The sequence below is a fragment of the Acinetobacter sp. 778_lipA genome (assembly GCF_058242985.1).
Genome location: NZ_JBZAYT010000001.1, coordinates 625237 through 639609, shown reverse-complemented (window position 1 = coordinate 639609; position 14373 = coordinate 625237). Strand labels below are relative to the sequence as shown.

The 14373-nt window shown below is 40.1% G+C and carries 10 protein-coding genes; 5 read left to right on the top strand and 5 right to left on the bottom strand.

What is annotated here, in order from left to right:
- Positions 1-7: 7 nt before the first annotated feature.
- The 4 genes from AC4CUY_RS03075 to AC4CUY_RS03060 all read right to left on the bottom strand — a co-directional run bounded on the left by AC4CUY_RS03075 (position 8) and on the right by AC4CUY_RS03060 (position 6656).
- Positions 8-946, bottom strand: coding sequence for an ABC transporter permease (locus AC4CUY_RS03075; RefSeq protein WP_004722891.1), 939 nt, complete (start codon positions 944-946; stop codon positions 8-10).
- Between the two features lie 14 nt (positions 947-960).
- A complete protein-coding gene (locus tag AC4CUY_RS03070) occupies positions 961-2970 on the bottom strand; it encodes a M3 family metallopeptidase (RefSeq protein WP_336953287.1) in 2010 nt (669 codons plus the stop codon).
- A 67-nt stretch (positions 2971-3037) separates the two neighbouring features.
- The gene (locus AC4CUY_RS03065; protein WP_490774653.1) at positions 3038-4783 is read right to left on the bottom strand and encodes an ABC transporter substrate-binding protein; all 1746 of its coding nucleotides are present in this window, start codon (positions 4781-4783) and stop codon (positions 3038-3040) included.
- 82 nt (positions 4784-4865) lie between these two features.
- Positions 4866-6656, bottom strand: coding sequence for an ABC transporter substrate-binding protein (locus AC4CUY_RS03060; protein WP_419820733.1), 1791 nt, complete (start codon positions 6654-6656; stop codon positions 4866-4868).
- A 723-nt stretch (positions 6657-7379) separates the two neighbouring features.
- On the opposite strand from AC4CUY_RS03060, the gene AC4CUY_RS03055 reads away from it, so the two are divergent.
- The 5 genes from AC4CUY_RS03055 to AC4CUY_RS03035 all read left to right on the top strand — a co-directional run bounded on the left by AC4CUY_RS03055 (position 7380) and on the right by AC4CUY_RS03035 (position 12671).
- On the top strand, positions 7380-10055 hold the full coding sequence (locus AC4CUY_RS03055; RefSeq protein ID WP_419359164.1) for a TonB-dependent receptor: 2676 nt from the start codon (positions 7380-7382) through the stop codon (positions 10053-10055).
- 145 nt (positions 10056-10200) lie between these two features.
- Positions 10201-10902, top strand: coding sequence for an energy transducer TonB (locus AC4CUY_RS03050; protein ID WP_419359162.1), 702 nt, complete (start codon positions 10201-10203; stop codon positions 10900-10902).
- 26 nt (positions 10903-10928) lie between these two features.
- Positions 10929-11795, top strand: coding sequence for a MotA/TolQ/ExbB proton channel family protein (locus AC4CUY_RS03045; RefSeq protein WP_419328033.1), 867 nt, complete (start codon positions 10929-10931; stop codon positions 11793-11795).
- 14 nt (positions 11796-11809) lie between these two features.
- Entirely contained in the window at positions 11810-12235 is a 426-nt protein-coding gene (locus tag AC4CUY_RS03040; protein WP_336953294.1) for an ExbD/TolR family protein, read from the top strand.
- A gap of 19 nt (positions 12236-12254) precedes the next feature.
- Positions 12255-12671, top strand: coding sequence for an ExbD/TolR family protein (locus tag AC4CUY_RS03035; protein ID WP_419359160.1), 417 nt, complete (start codon positions 12255-12257; stop codon positions 12669-12671).
- A 187-nt stretch (positions 12672-12858) separates the two neighbouring features.
- Here AC4CUY_RS03035 and AC4CUY_RS03030 read toward each other — a convergent pair whose 3' ends face one another.
- The gene (locus tag AC4CUY_RS03030; protein ID WP_419359159.1) at positions 12859-14361 is read right to left on the bottom strand and encodes a CoA-acylating methylmalonate-semialdehyde dehydrogenase; all 1503 of its coding nucleotides are present in this window, start codon (positions 14359-14361) and stop codon (positions 12859-12861) included.
- Between the last annotated feature and the right edge of the window lie 12 nt (positions 14362-14373).

The following is a 14373-nucleotide window of genomic DNA, read 5'->3' as shown; positions in this document are numbered from 1 at the left end:
ATCCCACCTACTTCAACTGTACGCGTGGATCAACCACTTTATAAATCAAATCGGCAATGAGGTTAAAAATCATGGTCGCAGCAGCAACATATACGGTGATTGCTTTAATCACTGGAAAGTCGCTTCGTTCTACTGCAATAATGACTTCTCGTCCAATCCCCGGAATACCAAAAAATCGCTCAATTAAAAATGCTCCAATCAATAACGCTGGCAGGCTCGACATCACATCGGTAATAATCGGAATAGATGCATTACGCAGCACATGCACGCCCAAAATACGTCCCTCACCGACCCCTTTTGCCCGTGCAGTACGCACATAGTCCTGATTGACTTCATCTAAGACAAAGCTACGGTATAGACGTAAAGTCGGTGCAATACTCACCACCAACATGATTAAGATTGGCAATAGTGCGTATTGCAATAGATTTTCACTGAGACTATCGCTCCAACCTTGTACAGGGAACCATCCCAGCTTATAGGCAAGACCGTATTGAAATACGATGATATAGACCAAAATACTGATCGACATCCCAATGGTACATAACAACATCACCATACGATCCGTCAGCGAACCACGTACCGAAGCAACAGCCAAAGCCAGAATGATTGAAATTACAGTTTGTAAAATTGTCAGTGGAATGATGATGGTCAGTGATGGACCCAAACGGGTCAGAATAATGTTTGAAACTGATTCCCCAGTACTCCAACTATTGCCATAATCAAAAGTCAGGATTTGCTTAATAAAAATCCACAATTGAACGTAATATGGTTGGTCTACCCCAAGTTGCTGACGAATATTTTCAATCTGTTCAGGATTTGCCATTTTTCCAGCAAGGATATAAGCAGGATCTCCGCCTACCCAGTTAAATAGAAAGAAAATCAGCAACACGACTCCCAACATGGTGGGAATCATTTGCCATATACGGCGCGTGATATATGCCAGCATAGTTCTAATTCCTTTTAATCACGTTGACCGGTAATTTCTTGAAAGAATGCCTTGTTATCCGGTTCTCTGCCCAAGAAATCAACCACCAACTGCTCTGCTTTCTTTTGTCCACCTTGTGACAAAATTGCTTTACGATAACGTGCTCCAACCTCTGGATTATTTAAGTTATCGCCAAAAGCAGAAAGCATGTCTAAGGCCATCACTTCAGACCACATATAGCCATAATAGCCGACTTGGTATCCGCCCATAATATGACCAAATTGCCCTGGGAATTCTGTAGTTGGCACATACCCTAAGGCGGTTTGATTTTCGAGTTTTTTCCATACCTCTAAAGGCTGGGTTTTTAAAGCATCTGCGGTATGCAGTGCCATATCGTATTGCGCATATAAAGTTTGACGAGAATAAAATAAGCCACGACCGTAGTTTTTAACGGCTTTTAATTTGCCAATCAATTCATCGTCGACACGCGGACAGGCGGGTTTGCAATAATTGGCTAAGGTCGACAGCGTTTCTTTACGGCGTGCCCATTCTTCATACATCTGTGACGGTGCTTCAACAAAATCTCGCTCGACTGAGGTGCCAGATTGTGAGGCATAACGGGTGTTTGATAAAATTCCGTGTAAAGCATGCCCAAACTCATGTACAAAGGTTTCCAGTTCATCACTGTTTAAACCTTTACGGTTAAAGTTGGTGACTAAGGCTGAAATCGGTTTACGCTGGGTTAGGGTACTGCCCCCCTTAACGCCCCACACCGCTGCATGACCATACTTTCCTTCGCGTGGAAATTTATCGATATATAAACCACCTAAAAGCTGACCTGTTTTCTGATCTGTTACATCGTAATATTCAACTTCATCTTGCCAGACATCAACCTTGGCAGGCTTAAATTCAATCCCATATAGATTTGAAGAAATTGCAAATAACCAATCTTGTGATGCTTGGGTCGGGAAATATTCCCGCATTTTTTCTTGGTCAATTTTGTACTTTTCTTGGCGTAATTTTTCGCTCCAATAGCCCTCACTCCAACGGTTAATTTCCGCTTTTTCCACAGGAATATTTAAGGTTTTAGCCTTAAATTCACGCAGTGTTTGCACTTCTTTTTTCTCTAATGGCGCAACCGTACTATGTACCTCATTGAGGAATTTATTGACCGTTTCAGGATTTTTGGCCATACGATTTTTCAATGCCCAATCGGCATAACTGGCTTTACCGAATAATTGTGCAAGTTCATGCCGTAAATCAATCGCTTGTTTAAGCAACACTAAATTCTTTTCAGTACCACGGCGGGTATAAGCAATTTGATAACGTTTACGCGCATCATCACTGTCTGCCAATTCCATAAAAGGACGGTATTCTGGGTAGTCAAAACCCAACAGGTAATTGCCTTTTTCATTTTTCTTTAGATTGGCAATATAGCTTTCTGGTAAGCCTTTTAATTCGGCTGGAGTAAATTCTAATTTTTCAGGATTGTCTCGAATGTTACGGGCATATTCTTGTTGAATCTTGGTCAATTCATCTAAAATCACTTTTAAACGTGCTTGTTTTTCTGCGGGAAGTTGTACCCCTGTATCTTCAAAACCATCTAAAATATCTTGGCGATATTTACGGTCAATCTCATCACTGGCTTTGATTTTTTTAATTTGCTGATAAAGCTTTCCATCTTGATATACTTCAGTTTGAAACTGACTGATTTTAACTTCACAGTCTTCTGCGGCTTTACGTAAATCCGCGCTTGGGTCAACATTACTGGCTAAATTAATTGGTCCATAAAAATCTTCAAACTCTGCAAAAATTTCATCCCACTTTGCCAATACTGCTCCAGCAGGTGCATTATTTTTGAGTTTAACTTTGGCAAATTCAGCCAACTTGGTTTTAACGTCTGTAATTTTTGCATCACATTGGGCAGGGATATCTTTGGCCTGAAACTTGGGTAAAGTACTGCGCTCAGTTTCTGCAAAGGCCCATTGCCCCATACCCATTGACAACATACAGAGTGTAGTTAATTTAAATCGCTTCATTTTCATTTTCTCCAATCTTTCATTTATTCATTTTCAAATTTCAATCTGTTTATTTTTAAGCTTTTGATAGAGTTTATTTTTTCATATCAAAATACATCCATTCCGATGGAATAATCGGATGCTTTTTAAAGCCAATGACACGCGGTTGCGCCAAAGCATTGCGATAACGGGTCGATGCCATTTGTACCGGCATATACACTTCTAATATTCGCGCCATCTTATGGTATAAAGCATCACGCTCAGGACCCGGTTTCAATTTTTGCGTTTGTTCATATAAGCGATCATATTCAGGAATTTTCATGCAGGCACTATTGGTTGAATGGATATTCTTTCCATAAAATAGCTGCATAAAGTTATCTGCATCGGGATAATCTGCAATCCAAGCTGATCCCTTAAACATGGTTTTACATTGTTTTTCTGCTTTTAAACCTTCCGCAAAAGGCAAGGATTTGGTGGTCATTTTGACCTTGATATTGTCTAAAGTCTTTTTCCAAAATTCAGCACTTTGCTGACTACGTGTACTATTTCCATAAACAGTTAATTCAATTAGCAAAGGTTTACCATTCGGCAAGGTACGCCAACCATCGGCAGCAACCTTATAATGATAACGATCTAACAGTAAATTGGCGGCTTTGACAGAATAAGGAATACTGGTTTTATAGTTTGGATCATGCCCAATCACTCCATAAGGAATGGGGAATTGTAATCGTTGTGCATCACCTTTCATCAAAATCTTAATTTGATTATCAGGTGAAAAGGCCATTGCCATGGCACGACGTAAAGCAATTTTTTCTTTACTCAAACCACCAACAACAGGGTTTTGCATATTCCAGTAATAATAATCAATTGAAGGATCGGCAATACGGGAAAGTTGAATCCCTTTTTTGGCAAGTTCGGGTTTAAGCTGACCGTCTTGGATGGCTTGAACACTGAGATCACCATCCAACACAAATAAATCAGTTTCATCTTTACTAAATGATAACCAGCGTGATTGTGATTCTTCCATCACTTGAATATCGACCACACCGATTTGCGGCATTTTTTTGCCTTTCATGGCATCTACAATTTTTTGATCTTCTGGTGTGGATGCTTTGAAATCCCAAATATAACCACGATAATCTGGATTGGCTTTCAGGATAATCCGTGAGCCGGGTGTCCATTTTGTCAAGGCATAGGGACCTGTTCCCACAGGATGTGCCATGGCAAAACCAGACCGATCACGATAATGTTCAATCACTTCTCGTGCAACTGCGCCAGCTGGTTGATGTGCCAACAGCATTGGGAAGTTTTGATCAACTTGTTTCAGTTTAATCACCAAGGTATAACGATCTGTCGCCTGAAGCCCTGCAACTGATAGATCATAATTAAACTTCCCTGTTTTTTTAGCTTGCTCAAGCACTTTGTCCATGCCTAGAATTTTGTCATCAAACAACCAACTATTGGGCGAGTGCAAACTTGGGTCTAACAAACGCTTATAAGAATAAACATAGTCTTGCGCGGTTAATTCACGGGCTTTGCCTTTAAATACAGGATCTTTGGCAAAATAAATACCTTTTTGAATTTTAAAAGTATAGGTTAAACCATCAGCACTGACTTCAGGCAGGCCCACCGCGGTACGTGGTACTAATTTGGCGGGTGATGCCAAATAATCATAGGTATATAAGCCTTCAAATATTGAATTATGTACATGTGCAGAATAAAGATCTTGGGTACCTGCTGGGTCAAAACCCGTTTCTGCAACTGGGAAAACATAACGTAAAACTTTATTTGGATCCGCTGGACTTTTGGCAAATACATTCATTGTGACTGTCAGGAGCATGCCCCCCAATAATGCACTAACCCCAATCTGCTTTAACTTTTGATTTAAATCATCCTTCATCATTTTATTCAACTTCATCAGGTTATTTTTTAGCTGGCTGAACATCAAGGTATTGCCAAACGGTATTGATCATTGGATGTGCTTTATAGCCTTGAACTTGTGGTTGCAACAGCCAATTACGAATACGGGTACTATGAATAATCCAAGGGTTATCTGCCTCTATCTGCCGACTGATTTTTTCATAAAATGGCGTTCGTTGTTGTGGCGGTAAAGTTAAAGCTTGCTGATACAGTGCATCATAAGCTTTAGATTGATAGCAACTTAAATTTCCTTTGCCTGAGTTCGGACCATAAAGCAATTGGGCAAAATTTTCTCCTTCAGGAAAATCAGCAATCCATGCCCCACCCCAAATCATATGTTTACACTGCATGGCTTCTTTTAAGTTATCGGCAAAATTACTGACCTTAAATTCTACACGCACTCCAATAGCATCTAAGTTTTTCTTCCATAACTCAGAATGAATGACTGAGCTTGAGCTATTTTCCGTATTATATTTCAGGGTAAACGGCTGCCCGTTGGGTAAAGTTCGATAACCATCTTTGCCTTTCTTATAACCAAATCGATCCAGTAATTTATTGGCCAATAACGGGTTATAGGCAATACTACTTCTATATTGAGCATTGTGCCCTTGCACCCCATCTGGCACCAACATTTCAGCCCTAACCGCTTGACCTTTATAAAGTTGCTTAATCGCTTCTTGTTGGTTGTATGCCAGCGTAATGGCTCGACGTAGCGCTATTTTGTCTAGACTATAACCTCCCACAATCGGATCTTTCATATTGAACATGGTATAGGTGATTTCAGGGTCTTTATTGGGAAAATGTTGAATGCCCTGTTGTTTAAGTTCTGGTTTTAATTGTGTGCCGTTTAAAGCCTGAGGAACCGCATTTGAGGTTAATTTGTCAAAATCCAATTGGCCTGACTTAAACGCCAACCACCTTGACTGTTCTTCCTCAATAATACTCACGACAACCTTACCGACTTGAGGCATTTTTTTACCCGACATCTCTTTGACAAGTTGGTTATCCCATGCCGTACCTGTCGATTTATAATTCCAAATAAAGCCACGATAGTCAGGGTTTGCCACCAGCTCAATTTTACTACGTGGCACGTATTTACTCAGTTGGTAAGCACCTGTACCTACAGGATGCTGCCCGATACGATCACCATAAAACTCAACAACTTCACGCGCTGTTCCGCTAAAAGTGACATAGGCCAAAATATAAGGGAAATTATAATCTGCACGGGTTAAGGTGAATTGTAGAGTGTATTTGTCTAAAGCTTTAAGCCCTGAAATGGGCGCATCATAATTAAACTTGCCTGTCTTTTTCGCATTGGCAACTACTTGCTCTAAACCTTGAATTTTGCCATCAATAAAAGAATAGGTAGGCGAATGGTTTTTCGGATCACTCACACGTTGAATAGAGTAAATATAATCCTGAGCAGTCAGCTCACGTCGTTTGCCTTTGAACGCAGCATCATCGGTAAAATAAATGCCTGGCTTAATTTTAAAAGTATAGACCTTGCCCTCTTGTTCTATTTTTGGCAATGCTTGTGCCGTATTGGGCACCAATACCACAGGACGAGCCAGATAATCATATTTTAATAAAGGTTCAAATATCGCCTCTGCGATATTCCCACTATAAAAATTATAGGTTTTCACCATATCGAAACCATCATCTGGTGCTTCAAAAGCCAAATTCAGGATTTTATTCGGTTGCGCAGGCGTTTTCGCGATCGCCATTTCCCCGTAACTCATTGCACCGACCAACAACGCAAATTGTAAAAGCTTGAATTCCAAATTCACACCTATGTATTTTTATTCATCAAATTATTTAAACAGAATACTGGCAACACCATCATCCTGTAGATTGCTGCTTTGGTGCCGAACCAGAACGTTAAATTAACAATAGTGAAAAATTGAACGATATAACAGTATTAAATGCAAAGCGAATATCATGCCACTACGATTACCCCTTCTAAATTTTATTTATTTTTACCGTAATAAAATCACATTAATTCTATGAATATCTATGATTGACATCCTATCGTCATCTTCCACCCCAGCCTAAATATTAAATTCAGATATCATTTATCAGAACTACTCATAATGCACAATTTAAGTACACACACGTTCCAAAATTGATCACTTATTTTATCAAACACTTTAAATACTCACTTAATCTTTTGATTTAAAATAATTAATATCAAAAACAAAGTCATAATTAATAGTTATACGATTCATTAGATCTAGTTAAAGTCTTTAAATAACAAATAAATATAAAGAATAATTAAAGCCATCAGCGTGTTTTTTAATCACAACTTCATATTGTATTAACATTAATTAAGACGACTTCCAAACTTATTTTTCTACCATCAAGTCACGGATGAATAAGAAGATTAAACACTAGTCACGTAAATTCTTATCATTTTTTTGTATATTTTTAAAACATATAATTAGATAGTTGGCACTTGAATTGCTAGAAAGCAATGCAGCAATATCGCTAAGTACAAAAAAAAACGGATGTCTGAAAATATGAAAGTAAACAAAAATGTTTGCACTTTGGGATCGCCAACGATGGGGAAAACCTTACTAAAGTTGAGTACGCTTAGTCTAAGTATGATGTGGCTATCGCTAGCGCATGCAGCAGAAACTGAAGAAAAAACACAGCCAACAAAAGTAGCCAAAGTCACAGTTACAGGGTCTTCAATTAAAGGTGTTGCAGCTCAAAGTGCTTCACCCATTACGATTATTAAAGGTGAAGATCTAGCCAAACAAGGGGTAACCACTGTCGAAGAAGCACTGACCAAAGTCAGTTCTAACCAAGCTGGTTTTTCTACATCTCAAAATGTGGGTGCAAGTAATACCGAGGGTTCATCAGCCAATTTACGTGGATTAGGCACAGATAAAACTCTGGTCTTATTGAATGGTCGTCGTCTGGCTTATAGCCCATTTAGTACATCAACCACCAACCTTAATATTATTCCAATGGCAATGGTTGAACGTATCGAAGTCCTCCGTGATGGCGCATCAGCGGTTTATGGTGCCGATGCAATTGGTGGTGTCATCAATTTTATTACCAAAAAATCCTTTGAAGGTCTCAACATCAGTGTGGGAGCGACTCAGCCCGAAGCCAGTGGTGGTGATAAACAAGATATTTCCATCTTTGGGGGCTATGGCAATCTAGATGAACAAGGCTTTAATGTTTACGGTGTGGTCGATTATCGTAGAAGCAACAATATCATGGCAAAAGACCGCAAGATCAGTCGCCGTGGTGGTGTAATTCCTGAGCTCGGTTTAGATGCCAGCTCAGCAAATGCTTTCCCAGCAAATATTTTTGATCCCAAAAACAATATTTTGGCAAATCCATACGGCAATACAAATTGTAATAACACACCAAATGTCGCTGCAGATGGCGGCTTATGTTATCTCAATACCCAAGCACTGATTGGAATTACTCCAGAAGTTGAAACAATTTCAGCACTTGGCCGCGGAACCTTTAAACTTTCAGATAAATTTAATCTGATTGGAGAATATATCTTCTCACGTAACGAAGTTACTACTTCGATTGCGCCTGATGTATATAGCCGTTCAGTCACGCTTCCTTCGACAAGTCAATATTATCCAGGCAAAGGTATTGTCCCCGCAGTGAATGGACTCAGCAATGGAGATTTACAACTCTATCTGCGTTCACAAGGGGGAAACCGTTCAGGCAAAACAACCAATGACTCACATCGTGCATTTGCAGGAATTGAGGGTGAAGCCTATGGTTGGGATATCAATGCAGGCTTAACCTATGCAAAAAGTGAAGCAACCGATAGCTTTAATGCGGGTTACCTCAATCAAAGTAAAGTTCAAGCTGCTTTAAACGACGGTTCACTCAATCCATTTGGCCCTTCAGCCGATGCTAATATTTGGAAATCTTTTGAAGTCAATGGGGATACCAATAAAGCCAGCTTAGACTCAACCTCTTTTGATGTCACTGTATCTCGTCCAATCTATACACTGCCTGCGGGTGACGTTGGATTTGCCTTAGGTGGTAGTTTTACCAAACAAAATTGGGATCAAAAAATTAATGCTGAGATCGTCAGACAAGTGCCTGGTAGCGGTATAGATCCAGATAAACCTGTGAGTAAGGGTGATCGAGATATATCTGCAGTATTCACAGAATTACATATCCCGATTTTAGCCAATTTAGAAGCGCAGCTCGCAGCACGTTATGATGACTATAGTGATTTTGGCGATACCTTCAATCCAAAAGTTGCTTTACGTTGGGAACCGTTAAAGCAATTGATGTTCCGTACCTCATACAGCACAGGTTTTCGTGCACCCAGCTTATATGACATCAACTCACCGCAAAGCCAAACCTTTACAGGTTCGAAATACAATGACCCTGTGCTCTGCCCCGGTGGTACTGCAACTTCACCACAATACCAAACTGAATGTAATGTCCAATTTAAGCGTATGCAAGGTGGGAATCCCGACTTAAAAGCTGAAGAGTCAACATCTTATACTGCTGGACTGGTGTTTGAGCCAATCAAAAATCTAGTATTTACAGCAGATTACTACAACATCAAAGTAGACAACCTGATTGATGCAATTACCGATTCAATTATTTTTGCTGACCCAAGCAAATATTCAAGTTTATTTGTCCGTGATGCAGATGGGCGGATCAAATATGTGAGTACCACTTTGATCAATATGGGTGGAATTAAAACCCAAGGAGTTGATTTAAGTTTGAACTATCTCACGCCTGTAACTAAAACAGGGCGTTTTGGTTTTGGTATTGATGGAACCTATGTCATTAAATATGACAAACAAGAAGAAAAAGGCGGGGAATGGGTCAGCCGTACAGGTAGCTATTATAACCAGCAAGTCTATTCTCGCTGGAAACATGTTGCCAATGTCAATTGGAGTTATGACAACTGGAAAATGATCTTTGAGCAACAATTTAGCCGTGGTTATAAAGACTCAAATTCTATTGGTGAAGCCAAATATGATAACCATCGAGTCAGTGATTACATCCTTTATAACATTGCGGGCACTTATAGCGGATTTAAGAACTTAGAACTCACTGGCGGGATCAAAAATATTTTTGACCAAGATCCACCTGCATCCAACGTGACTGATAACTTCCAATACGGTTATGACTCTAGCTATGCAGACCCAACAGGTCGCGCATATTACGTCAGAGCAACTTACAAATTCTAATTGGGCATTTCGCAAACATTATCTAAGCCTTGTCATGGTGTTTGCGTAATTGATTCATTCACTTAGCCAAACAAAAGAATTGAACAGAATTTTTTATCGTCTCTCTTTTACTATTTATTGTTTGTCTCTCATTTCAGGAGTAGCAATGGGCAAGAATTTTTCAGAATTAGAAAATAATTCTTCCAAACGCCTGATCGGGATTGGAGCAGTCATCTTACTGCATCTAATCATTCTCTATGGCTTGATTACGGGTTTATCTAAAACAGTTGAAAAACCAGCGGATGAACCTGTTGAATTACTGATTATTCAGGACAAAAAACCTGAACCAGAAAAACCTAAACCCATTGAAAAACCACCAGAACTACCAAAGTTGGTGCAGAAAGTTTTGAAAACGCCAGATCCAAAGCCGACTGAAAAACCAATGGAAAAACCGACAGCAACACCAAAGCAGCCGGCTACACCCACAGCAACGCCTAAGACCTCAGAAAGTCCTGAGCCGACACCAACCCCGACGCCAAAGCCAGAAACAACACCAAAACCTGAGCCTGCAAAAGCAAAACCAACAGGTGAAACACGCGGTGTGTCGAGTGGAGAAGCGGGTTGTAAAACCCCTGATTACCCACGTGAATCTTTACAAAACGAAGAACAAGGTGAGGTCCTTATTTCGGTATTTGTGGGTAGTGATGGAAAGGTTAAAGAGGCTAAAGTAAAAAAATCGAGTGGGAGTAAAAGCTTAGATAAAGCTGCCTCGAAAGCTTTTAGTTTATGTAAGTTTAAACCTGCATTAAAGAATGGTGAACCTCAAGATTCTTGGTATGACATACCTTATGAATTTGTACTGAATTAATCAATTAAATAAAAATTTGGAGATAAATGATGAATAAAGCGCTCAAATCTGTACGACTATTTGCTTCAGTTGGCATTTTAACTGTAAGCACCCTACTGCCTGTATCTGGTGTATTTGCAGAAGAAACCACTGCAACACCTGCGACTGTAACGGCAACAAATACAACAACAAGTGAAGCCCATACACCACCACCTAAACCAGCAACAACACAAGCTGTACACAACCCTTACGGTTTAGAAGCACTATGGCGCGAAGGTGATATTGTTGCTAAATCAACCCTATTTATCTTGGTCCTGATGTCGATTGGAACATGGTACATCATGGTAACCAAGTTTATTCAGCAGGCAAAAATTAAACGTCAGGGTAAAGAGGTTGAAGCCAAATTTTGGGATGCTGCATCAATTGACGGCGCTGCGGGAACACTAGGCGAAGCAAGTGCCTACCGTTTTATTGCTGAAAAAGGCATTAACTCAACCAAAAAACATGGTGGAAACCTACTTGAGCGTATCGACTTTAACACTTGGGTCACAATGTCGATTCAACGGGCAATTGATAAAATTCAAAGCCACTTAAGTGGTGGTTTAGCATTTCTTGCAACGGTTGGTTCTACCGCACCATTCGTAGGTTTATTCGGTACAGTTTGGGGAATCTATCATGCACTTACTGCAATTGGGATTTCGGGTCAGGCTTCTATTGATAAAGTTGCTGGACCTGTAGGCGAAGCACTGATCATGACAGCAATCGGTCTCGCTGTAGCAGTGCCTGCGGTACTTGGTTATAACTGGCTCACCCGCCGCAATAAAGCAGTATTGGATAATGTACGTACTTTTGGTTCTGACTTACATACTGTTTTACTCAGTGGTGAGATCAAAAACAGTAGTGATGCTAAATAAATGAGGGATCAGTTATGAGCATGACAGTCAATTCAGACAGTGACGAAGATGATGTGATTTCTGCGATTAATACCACACCTTTGGTGGATATTATGCTGGTTTTACTGATTATATTTTTAATCACTGTCCCTGTTGCAATTCACACGGTTCCAGTCAAATTGCCTGAGGAAAAAAATACACCTTATGTCACTAAACCAATTAATGTGCAAATCGCTGTCAATAAAGCGGGAGATATTTTTTGGAACGAAAAGTATATCGCAGATAAAAATACATTGATCAATCGTTTACAGGCTGAAGCAGCAAAACGCCCACAACCAGAAGTACATATTCGTGGTGATCAAGTAACAAAATTTGAAGCGATTGATGAAGTAATCAGTGCTACCAAGCAAGCAGGTATCGGCAAAATCGCTTTTGTCACGACACCAGTTGCCGCACCATAATCGAGAAAAGGAACAGCTTATGGCTATGAATGTCGGTGCCAATAAAGACGATGATGATGTGATGTTAGATGTCAATATGACACCACTTATTGATGTGATGCTGGTGTTGTTGATTATGTTTATTATCACCATCCCAATTCCAAATAATGCGATCAATATTGACTTGCCCAATGGTGCACCACCACCTACCAATGAGAAGCCACCTGAGCCAGTCACCTTACGTATTGACCCTCAAGGTAAAATCTTTTGGAATGATCAAGCTGTTGAAAATAAACAAGCGCTAGACGTTTTATTTGCTGGTGTTGCACAGAAATCAGATCAAGATCCGATTAAAGTCCAGCCAGATAAACTCACTGAATATAAGGATGTAGCAATGGTGATGGCAGCCGCACAACGATTAAATGTTAAAAAAATCGGAATTGCAGCAAGCCAATAATATTTAAGGGATGAACAAAGCTGCACAGTACAATCGACTTGCAGCTTTGAGCCCTTGATCTATGCAATGTTTCAAGACGTTTTATTCATAGTGCGACATTATAAAGAACACAATACTCAATATATCTGACTTTCACTCACATCTAAACAAGCCAGCATCTGCTGGCTGATCATAAGCATTCAATCAATTAAGTGATTTTAAATGCCAAAGAAATGGCTTGATCTTGTTCTTCAGGATCAGGCCATTTTTGTGAAACAGATTTTAACTTCGTATAGAAACGAGCGGCATCTGGACCATATAAATGCGACTCACCAAATTTTGAACGTCGCAAACCACCAAAGTTAAAATAACTCACTGGGAGTGGTACAGGCACATTAACACCAATCATGCCCGACTCAACTTCCATAAAGAAGCGATGTGCTGACTTTCCATCACGGGTAAAAATCACCGAACCATTGCCATATTCATGGCTATTGGTCACAGCAATTGCCTCATCTAAACTATTGACGCGTAAAATTCCTCGCGCTGGGCCAAAAACCTCTTGTTGATAAAAATCCATATCTGTAGACAAATAATCAAATAGAGTTGGCCCAATATAATAGCCATTTGAATACTCTGGATGTTTAAAATCACGACCATCTAATACCAACTCAGCACCATCTGTAATACATTGATCAATCGCCTTTAAAACAGACTGTTGCGATTGCGCACTAATCACCGCACCAAAATCTGCAGTTGGATCATTATATGCGCCAACTTTCAATGCATTGATTTTTTCCACGATACGTTGACGTAAGCGATCTGCCGTTTCAGCACCGACGGGAATGAGCAATGACACCGCCATACAACGTTGACTTGCTGATCCAAACCCTGCTGAAACAAAGGCATTTGCAGCCGCTTCAAGATCGGCATCAGGCATCACCACCATGTGATTTTTCCCGCCTGTAAATGCGGCAACACGTTTGTTATGTGAGGTGCCTTTTTGGTAAACATATTCACCAATCTGTGTAGAACCCACAAAGCTCACAGCTGCGATTTCAGGATGTTCAAGTAATGCATCGACTGCGGTTTTATCCCCTTGTACAACATTAAATACATCATCTGGAAGACCAGCTTCTTTCCATAACTCTGCAAAAAATAATGCAGCCGAAGGCACTTTTTCAGATGGTTTCCAAACAATTGAATTACCCACAGACACAGCCATTGCCATCATAACAGCAGGAATCATGATGGGGAAATTAAACGGGGTAATACAGCCCACCACACCCACAGGAACACGTACAGAAAACACATCGATGTCGCCAGCAACATTACGTGCATATTCGCCCTTAGTAATCTGTGGGGCATTACAAGCAAATTCAATTCCTTCAATCGCACGGCCAATTTCACCGATTGCATCGGCAATAGTTTTGCCATGTTCACGACCAATGATTTCTGCTAATTCAGATGTTTTGGCAATCATTAACTCACGTAATTTAAAAAGAACTTGCAAGCGTGTAGCATGTGAAGCTTTTGCCCATTTTTTTGCATTTGCTGATGTCGCAGCTTTTACGGCAGTATCAATCACTGTTGCATCGCCATAAGCACAACGTGCTATTTCTTCACCTGTAGAGGGATTAAATACTGGGCCTGAATGTTGAGTTTCTGTGATATGACGACCTGAAATATAATGTCCGATTAAAGTACTCATCCTGATTTTTCC

Coding starts and splice junctions, on each gene's coding strand:
- AC4CUY_RS03075 (WP_004722891.1), bottom strand. CDS start 946: ATGCTGGCATATATCACGCGCCGTATATGGCAAATGATTCCCACCATG.
- AC4CUY_RS03070 (WP_336953287.1), bottom strand. CDS start 2,970: ATGAAAATGAAGCGATTTAAATTAACTACACTCTGTATGTTGTCAATG.
- AC4CUY_RS03065 (WP_490774653.1), bottom strand. CDS start 4,783: ATGCTCCTGACAGTCACAATGAATGTATTTGCCAAAAGTCCAGCGGAT.
- AC4CUY_RS03055 (WP_419359164.1), top strand. CDS start 7,380: ATGAAAGTAAACAAAAATGTTTGCACTTTGGGATCGCCAACGATGGGG.
- AC4CUY_RS03050 (WP_419359162.1), top strand. CDS start 10,201: ATGGGCAAGAATTTTTCAGAATTAGAAAATAATTCTTCCAAACGCCTG.
- AC4CUY_RS03045 (WP_419328033.1), top strand. CDS start 10,929: ATGATGAATAAAGCGCTCAAATCTGTACGACTATTTGCTTCAGTTGGC.
- AC4CUY_RS03040 (WP_336953294.1), top strand. CDS start 11,810: ATGAGCATGACAGTCAATTCAGACAGTGACGAAGATGATGTGATTTCT.
- AC4CUY_RS03035 (WP_419359160.1), top strand. CDS start 12,255: ATGGCTATGAATGTCGGTGCCAATAAAGACGATGATGATGTGATGTTA.
- AC4CUY_RS03030 (WP_419359159.1), bottom strand. CDS start 14,361: ATGAGTACTTTAATCGGACATTATATTTCAGGTCGTCATATCACAGAA.